This is a genomic window from Amycolatopsis azurea DSM 43854 (assembly GCF_001995215.1).
Classification (GTDB): domain Bacteria; phylum Actinomycetota; class Actinomycetes; order Mycobacteriales; family Pseudonocardiaceae; genus Amycolatopsis; species Amycolatopsis azurea.
This window is the reverse complement of record NZ_MUXN01000002.1, coordinates 174,443-196,895: the sequence shown is the minus strand read 5'-3', so window position 1 is coordinate 196,895 and position 22,453 is coordinate 174,443. Positions and strand designations below refer to the sequence as shown.

Sequence of the window (22,453 nt, the reverse complement as noted above, 5' to 3'; positions counted from 1 at the left end):
ACCCGGCGCTCCGGGGGCCGAAACTCACCGTGATTGATCGCGTGCGACGCCGGGTACCCGGCGGACAGAACGCTCCGAGGAGGTGCTCCATGATCGAAGAAGCCCGCCGGAAGCCGACCGCGGAAAAGTCGGTCGGCGAACTGGTCTCCGACCTGGGTGACGAGGTCAAACGCTTGGTCCGGGACGAGATGCGCCTGGCCGTGTTCGAGTTGCAGGGCAAAGGGAAGCGCATGGGACTCGGCGCCGGGTTGTTCGGCGCGGCCGGGATCTTCGCGCTCTTCGGCCTGGCGACCTTGATCGCCGCCGTGGTGCTGGCGCTCGCCCTGGTCATGCCCGCGTGGCTGGCGGCCGTGGTGACCGGTGCGGCGCTGCTGGTGATCGGTGGCCTTTCGGCCATGGTCGGCAAGAAGGAGGTCACGAGCGCGACACCGCCGCTGCCGGAGGAGGCCATCGAGGGCGTCCGCGAGGATGTCGACACCGTCAAACAAGGAGTGCGCTCGTGAGTGATTTCCCCAAGAACGCCGAAGAAGCCCGCACCGATCGCGACGTGACCCGCGAGGAACTCACCGAGACCCTCGACGCGCTGGGCAAGAAGATGGACGTGAAGTCGAGGGTCAACGACAACCTCGACGCCAAGGTGGACGAGGCCAGCGCCAAGATCTCCGAAAAGGTTTCCGAGCCCGCGGCGGAGAAGTTCCGTCAGGGCACCGAAGTCGTCCGCGCGAACCCCCTTCCGATCTTCGCCGGTGCGCTCGCACTGGTGGTGGCGATCCGGCTGATCCTGCGAAAGAGGTCTTCGTCGTGAACAAGGTTCTCTACAAACCGCTGAACATGGTCGTGAGTGCCGCGGGCGGAGTGCTCGCGGGGATCGCGTTCAAGCAGATCTGGAAACGCGTGAGCGGCGAAGAAGACGCACCGAGCGCCACGGACCGGGATTTCACCTGGACGCAGGTGATCGTCGCGGCGGCCGCGCAGGGTGCGATCTTCGGCGCGGTGAAGGCGGCCACCGAACGCGCGGGCGCGGTCGGCTACCGCAAGGCGACCGGCGACTGGCCCACGGAGGACTGACTACTTCCGACTGGGCGCTGGAAGCGGTGACGAAACGCCAGACCGTCCGATTAGGACTCGTCAGGTCGGCGTCGGTGCCGCTGGACACCGATTCCCCGGAACTGCCCCGCGCGTACCGCTAGGGATCAGGCGCTCGTACCGCCGTCCAGGACGATGTCGTGCCCCACGACGTACGCGGATTCGTCGGAGGCCAGCCAGAGCACGGCCGCCGCGATCTCCTCGACCGCGGCGATCCGGCCGATCGGGATGACCGAGGCGAGCCGTTCGGCACGCTCGGCCTCGGTCTCGCCGGGCCGGAACGACATGCCGGTGTCGGTGGCGCCGGGGCTGACGGCGTTGATCCGGATGCCCTCGGCGATGTGGTCGCGGGCGGCGGTCCGGGTCAGCACGTCCACGGCGGCCTTCGAAGCGGCGTACGCGGCCATTCCCGGAAGGCGGATGTGCGAGCCGATGTTGGACGACATGTTGACGATGACTCCCCCGCCGCTCGCCCGCATCTGCGCGATCTCGTGCTTCATGGACAGCCAGACGCCGGTGATGTTCGTCTGCACGACGGCGGTGAAGCCGTCTTCGTCGAGATCTGCCGTCGGCGCGGGACTGCCGAGGACACCGGCGTTGTTGAACGCGATGTCGAGTTTGCCGTGCCGCCGCACGGTTTCGACGACGAGGCGCTCGACTTCGGCGCCCGCGCTCACGTCCGCGGTCACCGCGTCGGCCGAGCCGCCGTCTGCCTCGATCTCCTTGACCGTCTGACGCAGTTTCTCGCCGTCACGACCGGAAACGACGACCTGAGCGCCTTCGCGCGCGAAAGCCGCCGCCGTGGCGCGGCCGATCCCGGAACCTCCCCCGGTCACCAGGACGACTTTGCCGCTGAATCGCTTCCCCACAGTTCCCAACTTTCTGGTCCGATCGTTCTATTATCAGTGTTTGCGAGCGGCTTCGACGACCGCGATGGCCTGCTTCGCCGTCGCCTTGGCCCGCGCCGCGGGATCCGGCCCCTTGCCCAGTACTCGCATCCCCTGGAGGACGGTGAGCAGGAAGCCGGCGAGCTCCTCCGGATCGACGGCGTCGCCGAGTTCGCCCTGCGCCTTCGCCCGGCTCAACGCCATCCGCAGGGCCAGTTCGAGCGCGTCCCAGCTGCGCTCGACCACGCGGGCGACGTCGGGATCGCTCGGCATCAGTTCCATGGCCGCGTTGACCACGAAACAGCCTTTCCGGCCCGATTCGTCGAGGATTTCGGCCAGATAGCGGTCGATGAGCCGCCGAACCCCCGCGAGCGCGGGCCCTGGTCCGGCGAAGTCTTCGACGACCCGCTTGTTGCCCCTGGCGATGTAGCGGTTCAACACGGTCAAGTACAGCTCGCGCTTGGTACCGAACGTCGCGTAGAGACTCGCCTTGCCGATGCCGAGTCCGGCGACGAGGTCACTGACCGAAGTGGCCTCGTACCCCTGCCGCCAGAACAGCTCCAGCGCGGCTTCACAGGCCGCGTCGACGTCGAATTCCTTCACCCTGGACACGAGAGAAGCTTAGCCACATCTGTACCGATCGGTCAAATAAGCGAACGGCACGCGACGATTCGGTCGGCACGTGTGATCCGACGGACGACAAACGTGACTGGATGGACGACACACGCACGCGGCCTGGTGCGACCTCGTGAGAAGCGAGCGTTGCGAAAGCCACGTTCGCAACGTTGAAGGTTGCGAACGTGGCTTTCGCAACGCTGCCCCAACAGGAGACAGGCCTTCAGGAAGCGGAGTCGTAGGCCGACCGGGCCACTTCCACCTTCGGCAGGTTCTCCGCCGACCAGTCCGCGAGGGTCGCGAACAGCGGCGACAGGCTTCGGCCCAGATCGCTGATCTCGTATTCGGCCCGGGGCGGTACCTCGGCGTGATAGGTCCGCGTGAGAAGACCGTCGCGTTCCAGTTGCCGCAGCCGCTGGGTGAGCACCTTCGGCGTGATCGAGCCGATGCGGCGCTCGAGTTCGACGAACCGCTGCCTGCCGAACTCGTTGAGCGTCCACAGGATCGGCGTGGTCCAGCGGCTGAAGACGAGGTCGACCACCGGGGCGATCGGGCAGGCCTGCTCGGGTGTCGTCAAGGCGTCGGCGCGCATGGGGCCAAGGTACGCGGGTTGCCGAGTTGTCATGATCCAGACACCCAAACACCCCGCTGACGCGCGTAACGTTCTGTTATGGACTTGACCACCGAAAGGCTCATCGTCCGTGACTGGTCCGAGGACGACGCCGAAGCCGCGCTGGCGATCTACGGAACCGCCGACGTGACCCGCTGGCTCACCCCGGCGATGGACCGGGTGACCGACGCCGCGGCCATGCGCTCGGTACTGCAAGCCTGGCAGCAGGCGCAGCCCAATCTCGTGCCACCGCGCGGAAGATGGGCGGTGCAGCGCAAGGAGGACGGCGCGGTCGTCGGCGGGCTGGGCATCCACCTGCTGCCACCGTACGAAGAGGACCTGGAGATCAGCTGGCAGCTGCATCCGGACGCCTGGGGCGAGGGGTACGCCTCCGAGGCCGCCCGCGCGCTGATCGGCTGGGCGTTCACCCAGGACACCGACGAGCTCTTCGCCGTCGCGCGGCCGGCCAACGAACGCGCGATCGCGACCGCGAAACGGCTCGGAATGGTCTGGGTCGGGGAAACCGAGAAGTACTACGGGCTTCGCCTGCAGGTGTACCGGATCCGTCACACGGACGTCGTCTAGAACCCCGTCTAGTCCACTCGGGACACCTCACCGGTCATCGAGACCGCATGCCCGGCGCCGCGGCCGTCCGCCGTGGCGACGATCCGGCCTCGCTCGATCCGCACCGCCGCCTCGGTCTCGTCGCTGACCGCCAGCACCCCGGCGGCGGCCGCCAGCGTCCCGGTCACGTCGCACACCACCCGGACACCCGGCCACGACGACTCGGGGAAGGCCTGCCGCAGACCGCCACAGACCTCCGCGACGATCAGCCGGGTCAACGGGGCCAGTTCGTCGGGCTCGCTGGTCACCACGACGACGGTGACCTCACCACCGGACGCCCGGACGGCCTCCTCCACGGCGGCCAGCCGATGGGTACCCAGTACGACGACCACGCCGTCGGCGGGCACGAACGCTTCGGCACGCACCAGATCCACGACCTCGGGCGGTGACCAGGGCCGGTCGGCGGCCTGCGCGGCGGGCACGATCACCGGCGGCGCCCACCAGTCGTTGAAGGCGAGCCCCGCCAGCCGTTCGCAGGCGCTCACGACGTCGAACGGCTCGACGAGCCCCGGCGCGGCGGCCGCCAGCTGGCCGGCGCCGTGCAACGTGGTCAGCACGGTCTCCGCGAGCCGGATCCGGCGCGGGATCGGCGCCCCCGCTGGGCGATCCGGCGGATCGAGCCGCTCCAGCGCGAGCCCGAGCAGCAGCCCGCTGAGCTTCACCAGCTGAGCGAACGGGCGCCGGATCCGCTCGTCCGCGAGCACCTCCGGCATCAGGTCGCGGGTGAGACCCGCCTGCTCGTCGTCCAGGGGAAGCGCCGCGACCCGCGCCCTGGCCAGCGCGCCCAGCGCGTCCTGGAGCGTCTTGCCCGGCGTGGCGTGCGGCGCTCCGGCCGGCCGTTCCGCCAGCTCGGCCAGGACGGCGAGGTACAGCGCGCGCTTCCCGGGGAAATTCGAGTAGACCGCGCCGCGCGTGAGCTCCGCCCGTTCGGCGATGACGTCGATCTTGGCGTCCCGGAAGCCCTGGTCCGCGAACTCGTCACGCGCGGCGGCCAGCACCTTCGCGCGATTGCGCTCCTGTGTCTCCGCCCTGCTCAGCCGGACCATCGGTCTCCCGCCACCTCACAAGATTGCCCTTGGACCCGGATCAAGATACCTTGGCCATTCAGATGATGAGAACATCTGATCTGAACATTCGAACTGGGAGAGCCGTCTTGCCCGAAGTTCCCGAGATCCAGCTGACCGACCCCGAGGTCCTGCGCGATCCGTTCACCGCGTACAGCCCGGCCCGCGAGCGCTCCCCGATCGCCAAGCTCGTCGCGCCCGGGTTCTCGCTGTGGGCGGTCCTGCGCCACGAAGAAGCGCGGAAGATGCTGAGTGACCCGCGCTTCGCGCTGAGCCCGGCCAGCTACCCGCCGATGGACATCCCCGAGCACTGCCGTCCGTACATGCGGTCCATGCAGGTGGTCGAGGGCCCGGAACACCTCCGGCTCCGGCGCCTCGTGTCCCCCGCGTTCACCCCGCGCAAGGCCGCCGCGCTCCGGCCGGGGATCGAGCGGCTCGTGGAAGACCTGCTCGACGGCCTCGCCGGGCAAAGCGAGATCGACCTGGTCACCGCCTTCGCCCGCCCGCTGCCGGTCGACGTGATCTGCGCGCTGGTCGGCATCGCCGAAGCCGACCGCCCGCGCTGGCGCGAGTACGGAACGATGGTCGCGGCGGGCGACGGCCCCGGACTCGCGAAGGCGGTCCCGGAAATCGTCGAAAACTCACTCGCCGCCATCGCGAAACGCAAGCTCGAGCCCGCCGAGGACGTCGTCTCCCAGTTGCTCCAGATCCAGGCCGAAGACGGCGACAGGCTCAGCGAAACCGAACTGGTCTCCCTGGTCTGGCAGCTCGTCCTCGGCGGTCAGGTGCCCGGCAACCTCATCGCCAACGCCGTCGAGGTCCTGCTCTCCCACCCCGAGCAGCTGGCCGAGCTCCGCGAGGACCCGTCCCTCATGCCCGGCGCGGTCGAGGAGCTGATGCGCTGGTGCAGCCCGCAGCTGCTGACCGTCCCCCGGCTCACCACGACGGACGTCCGGATCGGCGACGTCACGATCCCGGAAGGAGAACCTGTTACCGTCGCGATCGCCGCGACGAACCGGGATCCGAAGGCGTTCGGGGACCCGGACGTCTTCGACATCCGGCGCGCGGCGGGCCCGGCCTGGCATCTGGCGTTCGCCCACGGACCGCATTTCTGCCTCGGCGCCTCACTGGCCAGGGTGCAGACGGAAGTCGCGCTCACCGCCCTGCTGCGCCGGTTCCCCGATCTCGCGCTCGCCGACGGCCTGCTGCGGATCCCGGACCCGGGTACCTGGCGCTTGAACGCGCTGCCGGTCAGGCTGCACGCCCCGGTTGCAAACTGAAACACGTTCTAATAATGTGCGATCGGTGAAACACGGGATCGTACTGTTCACCAGTGACCGGGGCATCACCCCGGCGGCCGCCGCACGGGCGGCGGAAGCCGCGGGCTTCGACACCTTCCACGTACCCGAACACACGCACATCCCGGTCAAACGGGAGGCGCCGCATCCGCGCACCGGCGACTCGTCGCTGCCCGACGACCGCTACCTGCGCACGCTCGACCCGTGGGTCGCGCTGGCCACGGCGGCCTCGGTGACCACGCGGATCCGGCTCGCGACGGCGGTGGCCCTCCCGGTCGAGAGCGACCCGATCACGCTGGCGAAGACGATCGCCAGCCTCGATCACCTCTCGGCCGGGCGGGTCACCCTCGGCGTCGGCTTCGGCTGGAACGTCGACGAGCTGGCCGATCACGGCGTCCCGGGGAACAAGCGGCGGACGGTCCTGCGCGAGTACATCGAGGCGATGCGCGCGCTCTGGACGGACGACGAAGCCTCCTACACGGGCGAGTTCGTCTCGTTCGGCGCGAGCTGGGCGTGGCCGAAACCGGCTCAAGCCCACATCCCGGTGATCGTCGGCACGGGCGGGACAGAGAAGACGTTCCGCTGGATCGCGAAGTCGGCCGACGGCTGGCTCACCACCCCCGGCGACACGGACATCGAGGACAAGGCCCGGCAGCTGCGCGAAATCTGGCACGAAGCGGGCCGCGCCGGCGAACCGGAGATCTCGGCACTCGGCGTCCGCCCGGATCCGGAGAACCTGGCGAAGCTCGAAGCGGCGGGCGTCACCGAGACGATCTTCGGCCTTCCGGACCGCTCGCCCGACGAGGTCGAGGCCTGGCTCGGCCGCCTCGCCGGGAAGCTCAGCCTGCCTTCTGCGAGTCGATGAGGTAGCGGCCGTCCTGCTGGACCAGGACGAAGGTCTCCCGCCCCGACGTGGTCGCACCGGAGGCCTTGACGTACGTGAGCGTCGCCGTCACCGTGTTGCCGGATTCGGACACGTTGGAAACGGTCACCGAGCGGTAGTCCTTCCAGTAGCTCGAGTACCGCTCGAAGCTCTGGTTCCTGGTGCGCTTGAAGTTGTCGGACAGCCCCGCGAACCCGGCTTGGAGGTTGGCCGGGATGAGCGTGTAGTAGGCCTGGAGAGCCTGTCCGGGCGTCTGGGCAGGCGGAGGCGCCGTCGAGGACGGCGGGGTCGAAGGCGGTGGTGGTGACGACGAAGGCACCGAAGACGGCGTAGGCGGCGGGGCCACCGGCTCCGACGACGGCGGGGCGGCGCTCTGCGACTGCGACGCCGGCGGAGCCGTACCGGACGGGGTGTCCTCACCGCGGTTGAGCACCACGACCACGGCCGCGGCGGCCGCCGCCGCGAGCACGAGGAACACGGCGATGACACCGATCAGCATCCCCTTGCGCGCCTTCGGCGGCGGTTCCTCCGCGACGAGCGTCGTCGGCTCCCCCGCGGCCAGCGCCCGCAGTTCCCGCTCGGTCTCGGTCATCGTCGGCCTGCTGTCCGGCCGGACGTCGAGGAGCCGGTTCAGCAGCGGCGTCAGGATCCCCGACTTGGTCGGCGGGGTGATCTCCCCGCTCGACGCGCGGTACAGCAGCGCGATCGGGTTCTCCGCCGTGCCGTAGGGCGTGCCGCCTTCGAGCGCGGTGTACAGCGTCGCGCCGAGCGAGAACACGTCGGAAGCGGAGGTGGCGTCCTCGCCGCGGGCGACCTCGGGCGCCAGGAACGCCGGGGTCCCGGAGATCTCGCCGGTCGCGGTGAGCTGGACGTCGCCCATCGCCCGCGAGATCCCGAAGTCGGTGATCTTGACGGTGTCGTCGTCGCCGAGCAGGACGTTGCCGGGCTTGATGTCGCGGTGGACGATGCCCGCCCGGTGCGCGGCCGCCAGCGCCGAGCACAGCTGGATGGCGAGCCGGATGACGTCGTCGACCTCCATCGGCCCGTCACGCAGCTTGTCCGCGAGGCTTTTCGAGGGCAGGTACTCCATGATGATCCACGGGCGGTCCTGCTCGTCGATCACCCCGAAGACGGTGATGGCGTGCGGATGCACCAGCCGGGCGGCGATCCTGGCCTCGCGCAGCGCGCGGTTCTTGGCCTCGTCGGCCTTCTGCTCCCCTTGCCCGTGCGGCAGCAGGAGTTCCTTGACCGCGACCGTGCGCTCCAGGTTGTCGTCGCGCGCCCGCCACACGGTGCCCATCGAGCCACCGCCGACGGGCTCGATGAGATCGAACCGGTCGGCGAGGCGGCGGATCTCCTCCATTATCGACGTCCCCCTGGAGCTGTGGTGTTCGCGCGAACCTTGCCAGCATGCCAGGAACTCGCCGGGACACCGGACCCGGCACGGTGGTTTCCGACGCGGTGTCGGTCACGTCGGTGATCGGACCGTTCAGCGGAACCCCGCCCCATCGGCTGCCCGAAAGTCCGTATCCCGGGCGGCCGGAAGCGCACTTTACTTCTTCGGTGTGGCCTGACTTCGGGAAAGGGCGGCGATGCGGGAAACCATCGGCGGACGCGGCGTGCTCGAAGGCGCGTTCACGTTGTTGGAGGCGCTCGACGAGCACGGCGGGCAGGCCGGGCTGACCCAGCTCGTACGGTCCACGGGGCTCCCGAAGACCACCGTGCACCGGCTCCTCGAGCAGCTGGCCGACCTCGGCGCGGTCGAGCGGGCGGGACGCGGCTACCGGATCGGCTCCCGGGTGTTCCGGCTCGGCCGGTTCTGGCAGCCCGAACTCCGGGACCTGGCCAAGGAGTGGCTGCCGGTGCTTTCGGCGCGGATGCGCACGAGCCTGGTGCTCGTGGTCCCGCGGGAGGGTCGCGCGCTGGTCGCCGCCGGGGCGGTGTTGCCCGCCGACGACGTCCCCGTGTGGCCGGGCACCCCGCTGCCGCCGGGGACCGCCGCCGGACGGCTGCTCGCCGCCCATCACCCCTCGCTGGCGGAACCGGACACCGACGCGCTGGAGATCCGCGCGGCCGGGTACGCGACCGAGTCGGAGACCATCACGGCCGGGCTCGGCTGCGCCGCCGTCGGCATCAGGACGCCGGACGGCCGGGTCGGCGCGGCCCTCGCCGCCGTCCTGCCCGCCCGGCGCGACCCGGTTTCGGTGGTCGCCGGACTGACCGGCACCGCGCGCTCCTTCGGCGCCGCGCTCGCCGAGCATTCACCGCCGAAACGGGCCGGATGATCGACGAACCCCGAACAATCCCCGAACAACCACAAGACCGGCCCATCATCGAAATCGGACGGAATATTTCCGACGAGAATCCACGGAATCGTCTCACCCAGCGTCCGTGTCCGGAAGCTCCGCGTGCCGAAACCGCACCCGATCGCCCTCATCAGGCCGTTTCCGTGACCGGCCGCCTACCGGTCAACCGACGGCCCGGGAATTGATTCACCGTTTTTCGCACCGTTCGTCGTTTTCCCGACGGAAGCGGCGCACGTACGGTGCAGGAATTCTTTCGACCAAGGAGGGAATTCCTTGAAAAGACATTCTCTGAAAAGGCACTCGCTCAAAAGATGGAGTGCGACCGCTCTACTCGCCATGATGTTCGTCGCCTCCGCCGCCACGGCGGTCCCGGCGCAGGCCGCGGACTTCTCCGGCCGTCCCGTCGTGGCCGGTATCGATCTGGAGCGGGCGACTATCCCTGATCTGCAACGGGCGATGCGCTCCGGGCGGCTGTCCTCGGTCGAACTGACCAGCTTCTACCTGCAGCGGATCCGGAAGCTGAATCCGACGCTGCACGCGGTGCTCACCACGAACCCGGACGCGCTGCGGCTCGCCGCGGACAGCGACGCGAGGCGGCACCGGCACCGGTCGAAGGGGCCGATGGACGGCATTCCGGTGCTACTCAAGGACAACATCGACACCGCGGACCGGCAGCCGACTACGGCGGGCTCGACGGCGCTGGTGAAATCCCGCCCGTACCGGGACGCCGGCGTCGTCGAAAACCTGCGCGAGGCCGGAGCGGTCATCCTCGGCAAGGCCAACCTCTCGGAATGGTCGAGCTACCGGTCCACCAGCTCGTCGAACGGCTGGAGCCCGCTCGCGGGCCAGACCGCCAACCCCTACGTCCTCGACCGCAACCCGTGCGGCTCGTCGTCCGGTCCGGGGGTCGCCGTCGCGGCGCATCTGGCGACCGTCGCCGTCGGGACCGAAACGGACGGTTCGATCAGCTGCCCGTCCGGCGCCAACGGCATCGTGGGCGTCAAGCCGAGCCTCGGGCTGGTCAGCCGCAGCGGGATCATCCCGGTGTCGAAGCAGCAGGACACCGCCGGGCCGATGGCGCGCAACGTGGTCGACGCCGCGATCCTGCTCGCGGCCCTCAACGGCGCCGATCGCCGTGACCCGATCACCGTCGACGCCGCCCGGCAGTCCCTCGACGACTACACGAAGTACCTGCGCCCCAACGCCTTGCGCGGCAAGCGGATCGGCGTCTGGCGCGAGGTCTACACCCCGGACGACACGACGAAGGCGGCGTTCGAGCAGGCACTGGGCAAACTGCGGAAGCTCGGCGCGACCACCGTCGAGATCACCATTCCCTACCTGGACGTCATCGCGGCGAACGAGTTCCCCGCGATCAGGACCGAGTTCAAGCACGACCTGAACGCCTATCTCGCGTCCACCGGCGGCGAGCACCCCGCCGACCTGGCCGGGCTGATCCAGTACAACCTGGACCACGCGGCGGTCGAGATGCCTTACTGGACGCAGAATCTGTGGGACCGGTCGCAGGCGACCACCGGTGATCTGAACGATCCGGCCTACCGCGCGATGCGGGAAGCCGCGACGAGCGCGGCCCGCCGGGGGCTCGACGAGACGCTGCGCGGGAGCAAGCTCGACGCGATCGTGGCGCCGACCAACAACGCCGCGTGGAAGACGCAACTCGGCGTCGGGGACGGCGCGCTGCTGATCGACTCGTCCGGACCGGCGGCCGTGTCGGGCTACGCCAACATGACCGTCCCGATGGCGTACGCCGGACCGCTGCCGCTGGGGCTGTCGATCATGGGCGGGCGGTTCAGCGAACCGTCGCTGCTGGCCATCGCCTACGCCTTCGAGCAGGACACGAAGGTCCGGCGGCTGCCGACCTTCATCCCGTCCATCGGCTGAGCCCGGTCCGTGAAGGCCTCCTTGAGGGACTCTGGGTCCCTCAAGGAGGCCTTCACGGACGAGCCTGGCCCAGGAGCGCGAGGCTGCGCTCGGCCTCCTCGACGGCGGAGTCACGCTCGACGTGACCGTCGATCGCGAGTGTGGCCAGCCCGTGGAGCAGGCACCACAGCGTGATGGCGAACCCGTCCGGATCGGTCCGCTCCCCCACCCGGTCGGCCAGCAGCGCAAAGGTCTCCCGGTGCGCGTCACCCAGCTCCGGATACGCGGCGCGGTCGCCGATGCCGGCGCCCACCATCAACCGGTACAGCGCGGGATTCTCCAGCGCGAAACCGAGGTAGGACTGCCCGAGCGCGGTCACCGTCCCGGGTCCGCATCCGCGCAGGCGCCCCTGCAACTCGGCGTGCCCTTCCAGCGCGACCGCCACCAGCAACGCGTCCTTGTCGCGGAAATGCCGGTACGGCGCCGCGGTGGACGCGCCGACCTTCGCGACCGTGCCGCGCAGGCTCACCCCCTCGGGACCTCGCTCGACGAGGACCTCCCGCGCGGCCATGACGAGCGCACGACGAAGGTCCCCGTGGTGATAGGAACGTTTGACGACCATGGCGGACCCCCCCAGCCCTTGATGCCACGCGAACGCCTCACCTTAGCGGAGGCAGCGCTCCGGTGGCCGAAGGCTCGATCATCACTGTCACGTGTTCGCCCGATTCGAAATCGGCCACGCGCTGCGATCATGGTCTGATGGCCGATGATTCCCACTCACCGGAGAAGTCTCGAACCAGGCCTCCCGGGTCTGCTCCCAGGGAACATCGAACGCTGTCCAATCGCACCGTCACCCTGTGCGCCGGACTGCTGCTGGTCTTCGCCGTCGCCGCTTGCTGGGTGCTTTTCTCTCTCTACGGTCAAGGAACCGACGCGGACAAAGCCCGGCTTGAAGGCGTACGGACGGTCGGCACGATCGTGCTCGGGGCCGGTGGCACCATCGCGTTGCTCCTTGCCGCTCGACGGCAACAGACCGCGGAGCAAGATCTTCTGACCAAACGACATGACCTGGTGTTACGAGAACAAGCCAACGACGACGCGCGCCACGACGCCGCGGAACGGCGGATCAGCGACCTCTATCTCAAAGCGGTGGAGCAACTGGGGGCGGACAAGGCACCCGTCCGGCTCGCCGGGCTGTACGCACTCGATCGCTTGGCGCAGGACAATCCCCCGCAGCGGCAAACCATCGTCAATGTGATCAGCGCCTACCTTCGCATGCCCTATGAACTGCCCGAAAAACCTCCCGATCCCGGCGCGGAGAAAGAGATCCACGACGAGTACCGAAGCGATATCCAAGAACGTGAGGTTCGGACTACCGCTCAACGGATCCTGACCGACCATCTCGACCCGACCTTTCAGGAGGGGAAACGGTTCTGGCCGGACATCGACCTGGACCTCAGTGGCGCGCTGCTGATCGACGTCATGTTCCGAGACTGCCGGCTCAACAACGCTCGCTTCTCGAACGCCCGCTTCTGCGGTGACACCTTGCTCATGGGCATCCACTTCGAGGGGGAGACCAGGTTCGACGGTGCCACGTTCACCGGAGACTCCTGGTTCTCGGAAGCACGGTTCACCGGCAACGTCCGGTTCGACCAGGCGACCTTCGAAGCATCGGCCAGATTCGACGCGGCCACCTTCAAGGGGACCACCACTTTCCGCTCGGCTTCGTTCCTTCGCGAAGCACGGTTCAACGACACGACGTTCACCGGCAGCGTGGTCTTCAGCAAAGCCGTGTTCACCGACAGAGTGAACTTCAACGACGCCACGTTCTTCGAAGACGCGTACCTGCCAGGTGTGGCGTTCGCCAGTCGGTCCTACTTCACCGAAGCTTCGTTCGCGGGTGACGCCTGGTTCAACCAGGTGACGTTCAGCGGATTCACCACGTTCGACGGCACGACGTTCAGCGGCGACATCAGATTCACCGACTCGACCTTGGACGGCGTCCCTTTCACTCCCCCGCAGCTTCGGTCGCACAAGCCGTTCGAAGACGAATAGATCGAGGGCAAGGAAAGCCTCCTTGCCTACCCTGAAAGTAGCGAAGGGGCCCTTCACAACCTCGCCCGATCAAAGCGGCTGTGACGCGTCGGTCCCGATGGTCGTGAGTGACAAGTGTCGTTAGAACGACCCAAAACACTCACGACTCCCGCGCCTGGGCCAGGTCGTTCGCCGCGACGTACCCGAAGGTCATCGCCGGGCCGATCGTCGACCCCGCGCCCGCGTAACTGGGGCCCATCACCGCCGCGCTGGCGTTCCCGGCCGCGTACAGGCCGGGAATGACGGAGCCGTCGGCCCGCAGGACCCGCGCCCGCGCGTCGGTGCGCATCCCGCCCTTGGTGCCGAGGTCGCCCGGGACGATCTTGAACGCGTAGAACGGCGGTTCCCAGAGCGCGGCGAGGCACGAGTTCGGCAGGACGTACGGGTCGGTGTAGTAGTGGTCGTAGGCGCTGACACCCCGGCGGAAGTCACTGTCCACACCGGACAGTGCCTGACCGTTGAAGCGGTTGACCGTGGCGCGCAACGCCTGCGGCGGAACGCCGATCGCGGTGCCGAGCGCCTCCACGGTCCACGCCTTCTTGACCGCGCCCGCCGTGTACCACTCATCGGGAAGCGGCAGCAGCGGTGCGACGTCGCGGAAGAGATACCGGTTGCGGTAGTGCTGGTCGACGACCAGCCAGGCCGGAATGGTCGGCGACGTCGGGTTCCGGTCGTACATCGTGTGCACGACGTCGCTGTACGGCGCCGCTTCGTTGACGAACCGTTTGCCCGCACCGTCCACCATCAGCCCGCCGGGCAGGGTCCGCTCGGCGAGGCAGAAGTACGGTTCGCCCGGGAGCGGGATCGCCGGTCCCCACCAGGCGTCGTCCATCAGGTCCAGCGCCGCTCCGGCGCGTTTGCCCGCGAGGATCCCGTCCCCGGTGTTCGACCGGGCGCCGACCGTCCACTGTGTACCGATCGGCTGGCGCTGGTATTCCGCCCGCATGGCGGCGTTGTGCTCGAAACCGCCGGAGCCGACGATGACGCCGCGGCGGGCCTTCACCACGCCCGCGGCGACGGTCACCCCGGTGACCTTCCCGTTCTCGATGACGAGATCGGTCAACGGCGTGTTCAGCCACACCGGGACACCGGCGCGCTGGAGCCCGGCCCGCAGCCCGGCGGCCAGCGACTGCCCCATGGTGAGCGGTTTCTGCCCGGCGAGCGCGGCGGCGGTGCCGCGGGCGAGGCAGGCGGCGGCCACCGCGGTGCCTTTCGGGTTGACCGCGGCCAGTGCGAGCCATTTGTAGTCGGCGCTGAAGACGACCATTCCCGCGGGAGTGGCGAGATAGGGCGGGTTCAGGTTGGCCAGTTCGGCGCCGAGCACGTTCCCGTCGAGCTGATCGGGTTCGATCGAGCGGCCGTCCGGCATCCCGCCGGGCAGTTCCGGGTAGTAGTCGCTGTAGCCCTCCAACCACCGGAACCGCAGCGGGCTGTTGGCCATCACGAACGACAGCATCGCCGGGCCATTGGCGAGGAACGCCTGCTGCCGCGAGGCGGGGATCGACGGGCCGACCACGGCGGCCAAGTACCGTGCGGCCTGTTCCGGGGTGTCGCGGACGCCGGCCTCGGCCAGCACCGGGTTGCACGGAATCCAGATCCCCGCCCCCGAACGGGCGGCCGAGCCACCGAACTTCGCCGCCTTCTCCAGCACGACGCAGCTCAGCCCGCGCCGGGCCGCCGTCAGCGCGGCGGTCATCCCCGCCGCGCCCGCGCCGACCACGACGACGTCGTACTCGCCGATCACCGCGGCATCTGCCGAAGCCGTCCCGGCGAACGGCAGGCCCGAAGCGAGCGCGATCCCGGCGCCCGCGGCGGTGCCGCGCAGGATCTGGCGCCGGGACAGGCGGTTTTCGGGCTCCATGAGTCCTCCTCGCGTGGTGATCGAGCGAGGTCATGTTCTCCGGGCGAGGGTGAAAGTGAAACAAGTTCTACCCGCTTGGAGCAGGCCGGGAGGGGCACGCTGCGCCGGTCACCTCAACCGGCGCGGGCATTCGGGCGAACTCCTCAGCCTTGGGCGCGGACCAGGTCCAGCGCGCGGCCGAGGGTGGTGAGCCGGTCCGCCACCGACTCCCCCGCCGGGTACAGCCGGACCGTGTCGACCCCGGCGGCACGCCAGACGCGAAGCCGCTCGGCCACCATCGGTTCGGTACCGATCAACGTCGTGCCGAGCACCATCTCGTCGGTCACCAGCGCGGCGGCGCCTTCCCGGTCGCCCGCCTGCCAGCGCTCCCGCACCGCCGCCGCGACCTCGGCCCAGCCCTGCCTGCTGTAGGCGTTGTTGTAGAAGTTCGTCTTCGCCGAACCCATCCCGCCGAGACTGAACGCGAGTTCGGCCTTGCGGCCAGCGACCATCCCGCGCAACTCGTCCTCATCGCGGGCGAAGGCGACCTCGGCGCCTTGGCAGACTTCGAGATCCGGCCGCGACCGGCCCGCCTTCGCGAGGCCGGCGTCGAGATGCGAGAAGTACGCCTGCGCCCCCTCCGGGACGAAACTGGTGCCCAGCCAGCCGTCCGCGATCTCGCCGGTCAGCTCCAGCAGCTTCGGCGACAGCGTGGCCAGGTGGATCGGGATGCCGGGATTCGGCGCCGTCGACAGCCGCATCGGCCTGCTCTCACCCGGCAGCGGGATCTCGAACTCCTCGCCGGAGAACGCGATCTTCTCGCCCGCGAACGCCCGGCGGATGATCGCGACCGTCTCCCGCATCCGAGTCAGCGGCCGGGCGAACGAAACGCCGTGAAGACCCTCGATCACTTGCGGACCCGAAGCACCGAGCCCGAGGGCGAACCGGCCGCCGGACAGCTCCGAGAGCGTCAGCGCGGCCTGCGCGATCGCCACCGGGGTCCGCGTGCCGAGCTGGATGATCCCCGAGCCGAGCCGGATGCGCTCGGTCCGCGCGGCCAGATAGCCGAGCACGGACGGCGCGTCCGACCCCCAGGCCTCGGCGACCCAGCAGTCGTCGAGACCGAGCTTTTCCGCCTCCAGCACGAAATCCAGCGTCTCCCGCCAGCCGCGCGAAGCCTCGACCGTGGTCGCCGTCCGCATCACGCGCGGCCCGCCTCGGCCCGCTCCTTGATCGCGGCGAGGGTCCCGGTCATCGCCTTCTCGAACTCGCGCAGCCGGACGAAGACGATCTTCTCCTCCTTGTCCGGCATCTGGTCGATGGCCAGCGACAGACCCGACCGCCCGGGCCCCAGCTGCATCCACTGCCGCAGCTTCGTCCCGCCGTTCTCGGGCTCCAGCGTGAAGCGCCACAACGCGGTGGGGGTCTCGGGATCGTGCACAGCCCAGGTGAAGACCCGCGGCTCGTCGCATTCGACGACGTGCGACGTGGTCTCCCACTCGCCGAGCGCGTCGTGTTTGCTACGGCCGACGAACCGCCTGCCGACCGCGGCCCCGCCGTCGGTGCTGTCGCACCACTCGGCCGCCTGGAGTTCCTGGCTCATCTCCGGCATCAGCCGGACGTCGGAGACGATCGCCCAGACCCGCTCCGGATCGGCGTCGACCCAGGCCTGGACCTCGACCGTCGGTTTGTCGGCGTACTTGGCGCCCGTCCACTCCATCGTGGTCCCGCCTCCCGTGCTCGTGACCTCGATAGTTGCGTAAATAGACTTAGCTTGTCAAACCTTCCTGCGCGGCGAAGCGGCGGACCACGTCGGGCCGGTTCGCGAGCTTCGGCGGGTAGCCCGCGCCGAGCCGCGCCCGCGTGTTCTCGGCGGTGAGCGGCCCGGCACAGTGCGCGCAGACGACCTCCGCGTGCGTGTCGTGGCCGCACATGTCGTGATGGAGCGTGATCGGTGGCCCGGCCTCTTCAGCGAGCCATCGGTCACCCCAGCGCGACATCGCGGCGAGCACGCCGTAGAAATCCGCGCCCTTCTCGGTCAGTACGTAGTCGTATCGGACCGGTTCGGCCTGGTAGGCGCGCTTTTCCAGCAGCCCTTCCCCGACGAGGCGGCGCAGCCGGTCGGCGAGGGTGTTCCGCGCGATGCCCAGCTCCTGCTGGAACTCGTCGAACCGGCGGATGCCGTAGAACGCCTCCCGCAGGACGAGCGGTGTCCACCAGTCGCCGAGCAGGTCCATGGTGCGCGCGATCGAGCACGGCCACTGCGCGAACGAAGTCCGTTTCATGTCTGCGAGCCTACGCTCGCCGGAATTGATCCGGTCATTCCTCCACCTATTCCACGGCGCTCAAGCGGCGGCGCGAAATGTCGCGATCCGATCAAGGAGATCTCGCGCGTTAATATCACTCACCCGCTTCCGCACACTTTCCGACAGGGGCCGCAAACGATCCCGTGTACGCGCGGAGCGGATTCCGTACGCGATCTCCATCGCGGCGAGGCCGACCTCCGCGGCCTGGTCGAGATCCCCTTCCAGCGCGTGGTCCACGGCGAGCCAGATCATCGTCAGCGACCGGCTGCGGACCATGTCCGGGCCGTAGCCGTCGACGGCCTCGGTGAGCGCGGGAATGGCCTCACGACTGTGGCGGACGTCGACGATCCTGGCGAGTTCCGTGCGCACCGTACCGACCATCGCGGCCAGGTCGTTGGCCGTGAAGAACGCCGACCACGACGGTACCGTGTCCTCCTGCGAACTGGCGAACTGTTCCGGGGCAAGGGAAAGTTTGTCCAGCACCTGCCGGACGTCACCGAGCAGCGCGTACGCCCACGCCTCGTTCGCCGACAGGATCGCCTGGGACAACGGCCTTCCCGCCCTGCGTGCGGCGAGCTGGCCGTGACCGAACTGCTCCAGCGCCTCCGCCGGAGAGCGGTGGTGCAGATACATCCGGCCGAGCCGGTAGCGGATGTTGGCGACGAGATCCTCGTTGCCCGACTGCCCCGCGAGTTCGAGCGCGCGGCGGAAGTGCCACTCCGCCCTGAGGGGACGGCCGGAGTCGAATTCCGTCCAGCCCTTGAGGTTGTGCAGATCCGCGACCACACCCGCCAGGCGCCGGGCCAGCGGTTCGGACATCATTCCCCGCCGCAGTGCCGCGCCGTATGGCTCCAGCACGCGCAGCAGTTCCCGGCAGGATCCACCGCCTTCCCGATAGTCACGTGCCCGGAGCGCGGCGATGACACCCTCCAGGCGATCGATGTCGGCCTGCCCGACCCGCATCGGGAGCCGCTCAATCATGGCGGCGCCCCTGGGCTCGCGGCATGGCCGGTTCGGTCCCGGAGCCGTACCTGGAAGAAGTCGCGCCCGGCCGTCTACGCGGTCCGCAATCCGCGTCTCGTCGCGCCTTGTCTTCCCTCGGAATGCTGATGGTGATTCGCACACCCATTATTACTCCCCTCCAGATCCACAACGATCACGCTCGCCGGGGTCCAGGACGGAGCTACGCCGGTCTCCTGGAAACACTTGAACGACGCACGATTATGTTAACCGCGGGAAATATCGATGCACTCCGCCGAACGGTTGGCTATTTCCATTCACCGGAATATGCACGTGCGAAATCTCTTTCCTTTGCACGAATGATCACATTTCCCGGCCGCTCACCGCACGTGCTCGACAGGGACCGTCCGTGAGCGCCTGAGACGCAGCTCTCAGCCGAACGTGTGAAAGTTGTCGTCTCGGGTCACGAAAACGCTTCACATTGCGTTATCAATGATTGAAGATCAACAGCAACCGAACGTAAGGGGCTGAAGCGTTGGACAAGGAAAACGACCTCATCCGGGGGACGATCGTCTTCGGCTTGCGCACTTTCGGTGCGGACCCCCTGCCGGTCCAGGCCGATCTCGAATACGACCCCGAAGACCCCTACGCCGTCGTGGTGGCCTACCACTCGGGCGGCGGAACGGTCCGCTGGATGTTCGGCCGTGACCTGCTGGCGGACGGCCTCCTCACCCCATCAGGTGAAGGCGACGTGATCATCAGCCCGGCCGACGACACCTCGATCGTGATCTTCGCGCTCAGCGCGCCCGACGGCTGCGCGGTCCTCGAAGCCTCGGCGGAGGAGCTGGCCGAGTTCCTCGACCGCACCTACGACGTGGTGCCCGCCGGCTCAGAGCAGGAGTGGTTCGACTTCGACCAGGAGATGGCCAAGCTCGTCACCGAGTCCTGATCGATGGCCTGTGACACCTGCCTGGTCGTCCTCGGCGGTCTTCCCGCGACCGGGAAGTCCACCGTGGCGAAGGAACTGGCGCGTCGCACCGGCTTCGCCCACCTCCGGATCGACAGCATCGAGCAGGCCGTCGTCCGGTCGACCGCGCTGCGACAGCCGGTGGGACCGGTCGGCTACATCATCGGCTACGACCTCGCCGCGGACCAGCTGCGCCACGGCCTCGGCGTCATCGCCGACAGCGTGAACCCGCTCGGCATCACGCGCGACGCGTGGCGGAACGTCGCGGCGGACCACGGCGCGCGTCTGCTCGAAGTCGAAGTGGTGTGTTCGGATCCGGAGGAACACCGCCGACGCGCCGAGACCCGCACCGTCGACGTCGTCGGGCTCCAGCCACCGAGCTGGCAGTCGATCCTCGACCACGAGTACGAACCGTGGAACCGCGACCGCTTGGTCATCGACACCGCACTCCAGAGCCCCACGGAGAGCGCCGAAACGCTGTACGCGATGGTGCACGGACCGCATTCAGAGGACTGAACGCGAAGAGGGGTGGCAGCACCGCCGATGCGATGCCGCCACCCGCGCCTGGATCAGCCGAGTTCGCGGAGACCCGGGACGACCTGCTCGGAGAACGAGCGCAGGAACCGCTCCTGGTCGTGGCCGGGGCCGTGGAAGACGAGGTGGTTGAAGCCCGCCTCGACGTACGGCTTGATCTGCTCGACGGCGTCCGCCGGGTCCGAGGTGACGATCCAGCGGCGGGCGACCTGCTCGATCGGCAGCGCGTCCGCGGCCTTCTCCATCTCCGCCGGGTCCTCGATGCCCGCCTTCTGCTCCGGCGTCAGCGAGAGCGGCGCCCAGAACCGGGTGTTCTCCAGCGCCTGCTCCGGATCCGGATCGTAGGACAGCTTGATCTCGATCATCTTGTCGATGTCGCCGGTGCTCCGGCCGACCTGCTCCGCGCCTTCCGCGACCGCGGGCAGCAGTTTCTCGGTGTAGAGGTCCATGCCCTTGCCGCTGGTGCAGATGAAACCGTCGCCCTGCTTGCCGACGTACTTCGCCATCACCGGGCCGCCGGCCGCGATGTAGATCGGGACGCCGCCCTCGGGACGGTCGTACACGGTGGCGTCGGTGGTCTGGAAGTACTCGCCCTCGAACGTGACGCGCTCTTCGGACCACAGCTTGCGCATCAGTTCGATCGCCTCGCGCAGCCGCGCGAACCGCTCCTTGAACGCGGGCCACTCGATCCGGGCGACCGCGACCTCGTTGAGGGCCTCACCGCTGCCGACACCGAGCAGCACGCGGCCGGGGTACAGGCTGCCGAGGGTGCCGAACGCCTGCGCGACCACGGCCGGGTTGTAGCGGAAGGTCGCCGTCAGCACGCTGGTGCCGAGAACCACCCGCTCGGTGCGCTCGCCGACCGCCGCCATCCAGGCGAACGAGAACGGCGCGTGCCCGCCCTGGTGCCGCCAGGGCTGGAAATGGTCACTGACCATCACGCTGTCCAGCCCGACCTGCTCGGCGAGCACGGAGTACTCGACGAGGTCGCGCGGGCCGAACTGCTCGGCCGACGCCTTGTATCCGATCTTCAGTGCCATCCGGGGTCACCACCTGGGCTCTTGGGTTGTTCCGCTCTTCACCTTGGCACAGAGTCGATCAGGTCCGCCCATACCTCGCTGTGTCGGGAACGCCACTCGGCCAAGGGGAATGCGTGACCGCGGACGTGGAAAGGCCCCGTACCCACCCTCACCTTCCGGGACCGGCACATGGTGATGAGCTGTGCCGCTTGCGCCGTCACCTGTGCGTCGTGCTGGGCTGAGTTGTGATCGGGGAGTCGAACCCCCACGTTGCCCGCCACGTGCCAGGAGGTGGACCGGAGTACCGCCGGCCCTCGGCTCGTGCCCGCTTCCCGGAGGGCTACCTGCTTTCCACGTTCAGTCCAGGAGATCGGTCTCCCAGTTGGTGCGCTGGATCTCGACGTCGATCGCCCGGATCTCCCCGGCGACCCGGTCCGCGCTGGACCGCAGTTCCGCGACCGGGAGCGTGGAGAAATACCGGAGTTCCGAGCGAAGCTGACGGCCGTAGCCGCCTTGGTTGCGACCGGCCGCGGCGTCGGCGGCCGCGGTGAGGACCCCGTGCCTGAGCCGGAGGACGTCGCGGCGCGCGATCGCGTCGGTGATCGTGCCTTCCCCGAGCGGGGTGGCGGCGTTGGTGCGGTTGATCCGCTGGATCAGCGACTCCAGTTCGCCCAGCGCGGTTTCGGCGTCGACGAGCAGAGCGGCGGCGTCTTCCGCGGGCTCCTCGCCTTCCTGGTACCGCGCGTTGTCGACGATCCGGGAACGCAGCGCCTCCACCTTCTTCGTCGCGTCGGCGCGCAGTGCGAGCGCTTCGGCCAGTTTGATCGGGGACATGACGGCAAGTATCGCCAAGATCGACGACCGCCGCATCCCGTTTTCAGCCCACCGGGGAATGCCTCCGGTAAGCCGCCTCCGGCTCGGTGTACTCGAGGCCGTTCTCGTCCATGGCGTTGAAGACGGTGAAGCGACCCTGCGGGAAGACGAAGCCGATCGCGACCATGCCGCCTGCCATGTCCCGCCCCGCCCACTCGAGCAGTTCGACGTCCTGGAGCACCTGACCCTCCAAAGCGGACAGTTCGGGGTAGATGTCCTGCCGCCACTCGAGTGGGCTGGGCTCCTCCGGGTCGCCCCAGTCCCATGCGGACTTCCCGTACGGGTCGATCGTGTTCCAGGTCAGGGAAACCTCGTCGAACTTCCAGTGCGTGATCTCCAGCCGTTCGTCACCGAAGTCCACCACGACGGGCGCGTCCTGAAGCCATTCGCGGTATTCGACGAACCACGTCAGGTGGACGCGCTGGAGCCGCTTGCCCACCAACGCGCCCAGCCGGTCACCGTGCGCTCCCCGGATCTGCTTGAGTCCGGAGAGCCACACGGGTTCATAACCCTCGATGTCGAAGAAAGCCACCCGGTGAGTATGCCGGTGATCAGCCGGTACCCGGCACCGGTTTCCGGCCGCCGAGAAGTCCGTGAAGGCCTCCTTGA

General features: G+C 68.7%; 25 protein-coding genes. 11 read left to right on the top strand and 14 right to left on the bottom strand.

Features of this window, described 5'->3' with window-relative positions; all coding sequences use genetic code 11:
* Positions 1-89: 89 nt before the first annotated feature.
* From B0293_RS03240 to B0293_RS03230, 3 genes are read left to right on the top strand one after another with little or no spacing between them, the layout of a single operon-like run.
* Complete coding sequence (locus tag B0293_RS03240) at positions 90-503, top strand: phage holin family protein (protein ID WP_005163897.1); 414 nt, start codon at positions 90-92, stop codon at positions 501-503.
* On the top strand, positions 500-805 hold the full coding sequence (locus B0293_RS03235; RefSeq protein ID WP_005163904.1) for a DUF3618 domain-containing protein: 306 nt from the start codon (positions 500-502) through the stop codon (positions 803-805). The genes B0293_RS03240 and B0293_RS03235 overlap by 4 nt, the downstream gene beginning before the upstream one ends.
* Positions 802-1,068 (top strand): DUF4235 domain-containing protein, encoded by a 267-nt coding sequence (locus tag B0293_RS03230; RefSeq protein ID WP_005163906.1) that lies wholly within the window; start codon positions 802-804, stop codon positions 1,066-1,068. The genes B0293_RS03235 and B0293_RS03230 overlap by 4 nt, the downstream gene beginning before the upstream one ends.
* A gap of 125 nt (positions 1,069-1,193) precedes the next feature.
* Here B0293_RS03230 and B0293_RS03225 read toward each other — a convergent pair whose 3' ends face one another.
* The 3 genes from B0293_RS03225 to B0293_RS03215 all read right to left on the bottom strand — a co-directional run bounded on the left by B0293_RS03225 (position 1,194) and on the right by B0293_RS03215 (position 3,180).
* Positions 1,194-1,955 (bottom strand): glucose 1-dehydrogenase, encoded by a 762-nt coding sequence (locus tag B0293_RS03225; protein WP_005163908.1) that lies wholly within the window; start codon positions 1,953-1,955, stop codon positions 1,194-1,196.
* A 33-nt stretch (positions 1,956-1,988) separates the two neighbouring features.
* Positions 1,989-2,585, bottom strand: a complete 597-nt coding sequence (locus tag B0293_RS03220; protein ID WP_039919194.1) for a TetR/AcrR family transcriptional regulator — start codon at positions 2,583-2,585, stop codon at positions 1,989-1,991.
* A gap of 226 nt (positions 2,586-2,811) precedes the next feature.
* A complete protein-coding gene (locus B0293_RS03215; RefSeq protein ID WP_005163913.1) occupies positions 2,812-3,180 on the bottom strand; it encodes a winged helix-turn-helix transcriptional regulator in 369 nt (122 codons plus the stop codon).
* A 78-nt stretch (positions 3,181-3,258) separates the two neighbouring features.
* Here B0293_RS03215 and B0293_RS03210 point away from each other — a divergent pair, with 78 nt between their 5' ends.
* The gene (locus B0293_RS03210) at positions 3,259-3,783 is read left to right on the top strand and encodes a GNAT family N-acetyltransferase (RefSeq protein WP_005163915.1); all 525 of its coding nucleotides are present in this window, start codon (positions 3,259-3,261) and stop codon (positions 3,781-3,783) included.
* A gap of 8 nt (positions 3,784-3,791) precedes the next feature.
* On the opposite strand, the gene B0293_RS03205 is transcribed toward B0293_RS03210, so the two are convergent.
* A complete protein-coding gene (locus B0293_RS03205; protein WP_005163916.1) occupies positions 3,792-4,868 on the bottom strand; it encodes a TetR/AcrR family transcriptional regulator in 1,077 nt (358 codons plus the stop codon).
* Positions 4,869-4,975: 107 nt separating this feature from the next.
* Here B0293_RS03205 and B0293_RS03200 point away from each other — a divergent pair, with 107 nt between their 5' ends.
* Together B0293_RS03200 and B0293_RS03195 are read left to right on the top strand one after the other, a co-directional pair.
* Complete coding sequence (locus B0293_RS03200; RefSeq protein WP_005163917.1) at positions 4,976-6,166, top strand: cytochrome P450 family protein; 1,191 nt, start codon at positions 4,976-4,978, stop codon at positions 6,164-6,166.
* 25 nt (positions 6,167-6,191) lie between these two features.
* On the top strand, positions 6,192-7,049 hold the full coding sequence (locus B0293_RS03195) for an LLM class F420-dependent oxidoreductase (RefSeq protein WP_005163918.1): 858 nt from the start codon (positions 6,192-6,194) through the stop codon (positions 7,047-7,049).
* Here the strand turns inward: B0293_RS03195 and B0293_RS03190 are convergent.
* Positions 7,024-8,430, bottom strand: coding sequence for a serine/threonine-protein kinase (locus B0293_RS03190; protein WP_005163920.1), 1,407 nt, complete (start codon positions 8,428-8,430; stop codon positions 7,024-7,026). The two genes, B0293_RS03195 and B0293_RS03190, sit on opposite strands and share 26 nt — an antisense overlap.
* Before the next feature lie 229 nt (positions 8,431-8,659).
* Between B0293_RS03190 and B0293_RS03185 the strand changes: the two genes are divergently transcribed.
* On the top strand, positions 8,660-9,352 hold the full coding sequence (locus B0293_RS03185) for an IclR family transcriptional regulator (RefSeq protein ID WP_005163921.1): 693 nt from the start codon (positions 8,660-8,662) through the stop codon (positions 9,350-9,352).
* A 357-nt stretch (positions 9,353-9,709) separates the two neighbouring features.
* Positions 9,710-11,272: an amidase gene (locus B0293_RS03180; protein WP_005163923.1), complete on the top strand. Its 1,563-nt coding sequence runs from the start codon at positions 9,710-9,712 to the stop codon at positions 11,270-11,272.
* A 52-nt stretch (positions 11,273-11,324) separates the two neighbouring features.
* On the opposite strand, the gene B0293_RS03175 is transcribed toward B0293_RS03180, so the two are convergent.
* Entirely contained in the window at positions 11,325-11,873 is a 549-nt protein-coding gene (locus B0293_RS03175; RefSeq protein ID WP_005163924.1) for a TetR/AcrR family transcriptional regulator, read from the bottom strand.
* Positions 11,874-11,935: 62 nt separating this feature from the next.
* On the opposite strand from B0293_RS03175, the gene B0293_RS03170 reads away from it, so the two are divergent.
* Positions 11,936-13,306, top strand: a complete 1,371-nt coding sequence (locus B0293_RS03170; RefSeq protein ID WP_005163925.1) for a pentapeptide repeat-containing protein — start codon at positions 11,936-11,938, stop codon at positions 13,304-13,306.
* A 139-nt stretch (positions 13,307-13,445) separates the two neighbouring features.
* Here the strand turns inward: B0293_RS03170 and kstD are convergent, their stop codons facing one another.
* The 5 genes from kstD to B0293_RS03145 all read right to left on the bottom strand — a co-directional run bounded on the left by kstD (position 13,446) and on the right by B0293_RS03145 (position 18,454).
* The gene (gene kstD, locus B0293_RS03165; RefSeq protein WP_005163926.1) at positions 13,446-15,206 is read right to left on the bottom strand and encodes a 3-oxosteroid 1-dehydrogenase; all 1,761 of its coding nucleotides are present in this window, start codon (positions 15,204-15,206) and stop codon (positions 13,446-13,448) included.
* Between the two features lie 143 nt (positions 15,207-15,349).
* Complete coding sequence (locus tag B0293_RS03160; RefSeq protein ID WP_039919197.1) at positions 15,350-16,387, bottom strand: LLM class flavin-dependent oxidoreductase; 1,038 nt, start codon at positions 16,385-16,387, stop codon at positions 15,350-15,352.
* Positions 16,387-16,905, bottom strand: a complete 519-nt coding sequence (locus tag B0293_RS03155) for an SRPBCC family protein (RefSeq protein WP_005163930.1) — start codon at positions 16,903-16,905, stop codon at positions 16,387-16,389. Before B0293_RS03155 ends, B0293_RS03160 begins: the two co-directional genes overlap by 1 nt.
* Before the next feature lie 49 nt (positions 16,906-16,954).
* On the bottom strand, positions 16,955-17,470 hold the full coding sequence (locus B0293_RS03150; RefSeq protein ID WP_005163932.1) for a winged helix-turn-helix transcriptional regulator: 516 nt from the start codon (positions 17,468-17,470) through the stop codon (positions 16,955-16,957).
* Positions 17,471-17,530: 60 nt separating this feature from the next.
* Positions 17,531-18,454, bottom strand: a complete 924-nt coding sequence (locus B0293_RS03145) for a hypothetical protein (protein WP_005163934.1) — start codon at positions 18,452-18,454, stop codon at positions 17,531-17,533.
* 532 nt (positions 18,455-18,986) lie between these two features.
* On the opposite strand from B0293_RS03145, the gene B0293_RS03140 reads away from it, so the two are divergent.
* Together B0293_RS03140 and B0293_RS03135 are read left to right on the top strand one after the other, a co-directional pair.
* Entirely contained in the window at positions 18,987-19,400 is a 414-nt protein-coding gene (locus B0293_RS03140; protein ID WP_005163936.1) for an SsgA family sporulation/cell division regulator, read from the top strand.
* A gap of 3 nt (positions 19,401-19,403) precedes the next feature.
* Positions 19,404-19,934 (top strand): AAA family ATPase, encoded by a 531-nt coding sequence (locus tag B0293_RS03135; protein WP_005163943.1) that lies wholly within the window; start codon positions 19,404-19,406, stop codon positions 19,932-19,934.
* A gap of 53 nt (positions 19,935-19,987) precedes the next feature.
* Here B0293_RS03135 and fgd read toward each other — a convergent pair whose 3' ends face one another.
* The 3 genes from fgd to B0293_RS03120 all read right to left on the bottom strand — a co-directional run bounded on the left by fgd (position 19,988) and on the right by B0293_RS03120 (position 22,376).
* On the bottom strand, positions 19,988-20,992 hold the full coding sequence (gene fgd, locus B0293_RS03130; protein WP_005163945.1) for a glucose-6-phosphate dehydrogenase (coenzyme-F420): 1,005 nt from the start codon (positions 20,990-20,992) through the stop codon (positions 19,988-19,990).
* 336 nt (positions 20,993-21,328) lie between these two features.
* Positions 21,329-21,805, bottom strand: a complete 477-nt coding sequence (locus tag B0293_RS03125) for a DIP1984 family protein (protein ID WP_005163946.1) — start codon at positions 21,803-21,805, stop codon at positions 21,329-21,331.
* A 43-nt stretch (positions 21,806-21,848) separates the two neighbouring features.
* Positions 21,849-22,376 carry a hypothetical protein gene (locus B0293_RS03120; RefSeq protein ID WP_005163948.1) on the bottom strand — a complete coding sequence of 176 codons (528 nt, stop codon included), beginning with the start codon at positions 22,374-22,376 and terminating at the stop codon, positions 21,849-21,851.
* Between the last annotated feature and the right edge of the window lie 77 nt (positions 22,377-22,453).

What these genes read in the sequence shown, in the direction of transcription:
- B0293_RS03160 (WP_039919197.1), bottom strand. Translation starts at nt 16,387, where the DNA reads ATGCGGACGGCGACCACGGTCGAGGCTTCGCGCGGCTGGCGGGAGACG.
- B0293_RS03240 (WP_005163897.1), top strand. Translation starts at nt 90, where the DNA reads ATGATCGAAGAAGCCCGCCGGAAGCCGACCGCGGAAAAGTCGGTCGGC.
- B0293_RS03215 (WP_005163913.1), bottom strand. Translation starts at nt 3,180, where the DNA reads ATGCGCGCCGACGCCTTGACGACACCCGAGCAGGCCTGCCCGATCGCC.
- B0293_RS03155 (WP_005163930.1), bottom strand. Translation starts at nt 16,905, where the DNA reads ATGGAGTGGACGGGCGCCAAGTACGCCGACAAACCGACGGTCGAGGTC.
- B0293_RS03150 (WP_005163932.1), bottom strand. Translation starts at nt 17,470, where the DNA reads ATGAAACGGACTTCGTTCGCGCAGTGGCCGTGCTCGATCGCGCGCACC.
- kstD (WP_005163926.1), bottom strand. Translation starts at nt 15,206, where the DNA reads ATGGAGCCCGAAAACCGCCTGTCCCGGCGCCAGATCCTGCGCGGCACC.
- B0293_RS03190 (WP_005163920.1), bottom strand. Translation starts at nt 8,430, where the DNA reads ATGGAGGAGATCCGCCGCCTCGCCGACCGGTTCGATCTCATCGAGCCC.
- B0293_RS03185 (WP_005163921.1), top strand. Translation starts at nt 8,660, where the DNA reads ATGCGGGAAACCATCGGCGGACGCGGCGTGCTCGAAGGCGCGTTCACG.
- B0293_RS03145 (WP_005163934.1), bottom strand. Translation starts at nt 18,454, where the DNA reads ATGCGGGTCGGGCAGGCCGACATCGATCGCCTGGAGGGTGTCATCGCC.
- B0293_RS03135 (WP_005163943.1), top strand. Translation starts at nt 19,404, where the DNA reads ATGGCCTGTGACACCTGCCTGGTCGTCCTCGGCGGTCTTCCCGCGACC.
- B0293_RS03175 (WP_005163924.1), bottom strand. Translation starts at nt 11,873, where the DNA reads ATGGTCGTCAAACGTTCCTATCACCACGGGGACCTTCGTCGTGCGCTC.
- B0293_RS03210 (WP_005163915.1), top strand. Translation starts at nt 3,259, where the DNA reads ATGGACTTGACCACCGAAAGGCTCATCGTCCGTGACTGGTCCGAGGAC.
- B0293_RS03205 (WP_005163916.1), bottom strand. Translation starts at nt 4,868, where the DNA reads ATGGTCCGGCTGAGCAGGGCGGAGACACAGGAGCGCAATCGCGCGAAG.
- fgd (WP_005163945.1), bottom strand. Translation starts at nt 20,992, where the DNA reads ATGGCACTGAAGATCGGATACAAGGCGTCGGCCGAGCAGTTCGGCCCG.
- B0293_RS03180 (WP_005163923.1), top strand. Translation starts at nt 9,710, where the DNA reads ATGATGTTCGTCGCCTCCGCCGCCACGGCGGTCCCGGCGCAGGCCGCG.
- B0293_RS03125 (WP_005163946.1), bottom strand. Translation starts at nt 21,805, where the DNA reads ATGTCCCCGATCAAACTGGCCGAAGCGCTCGCACTGCGCGCCGACGCG.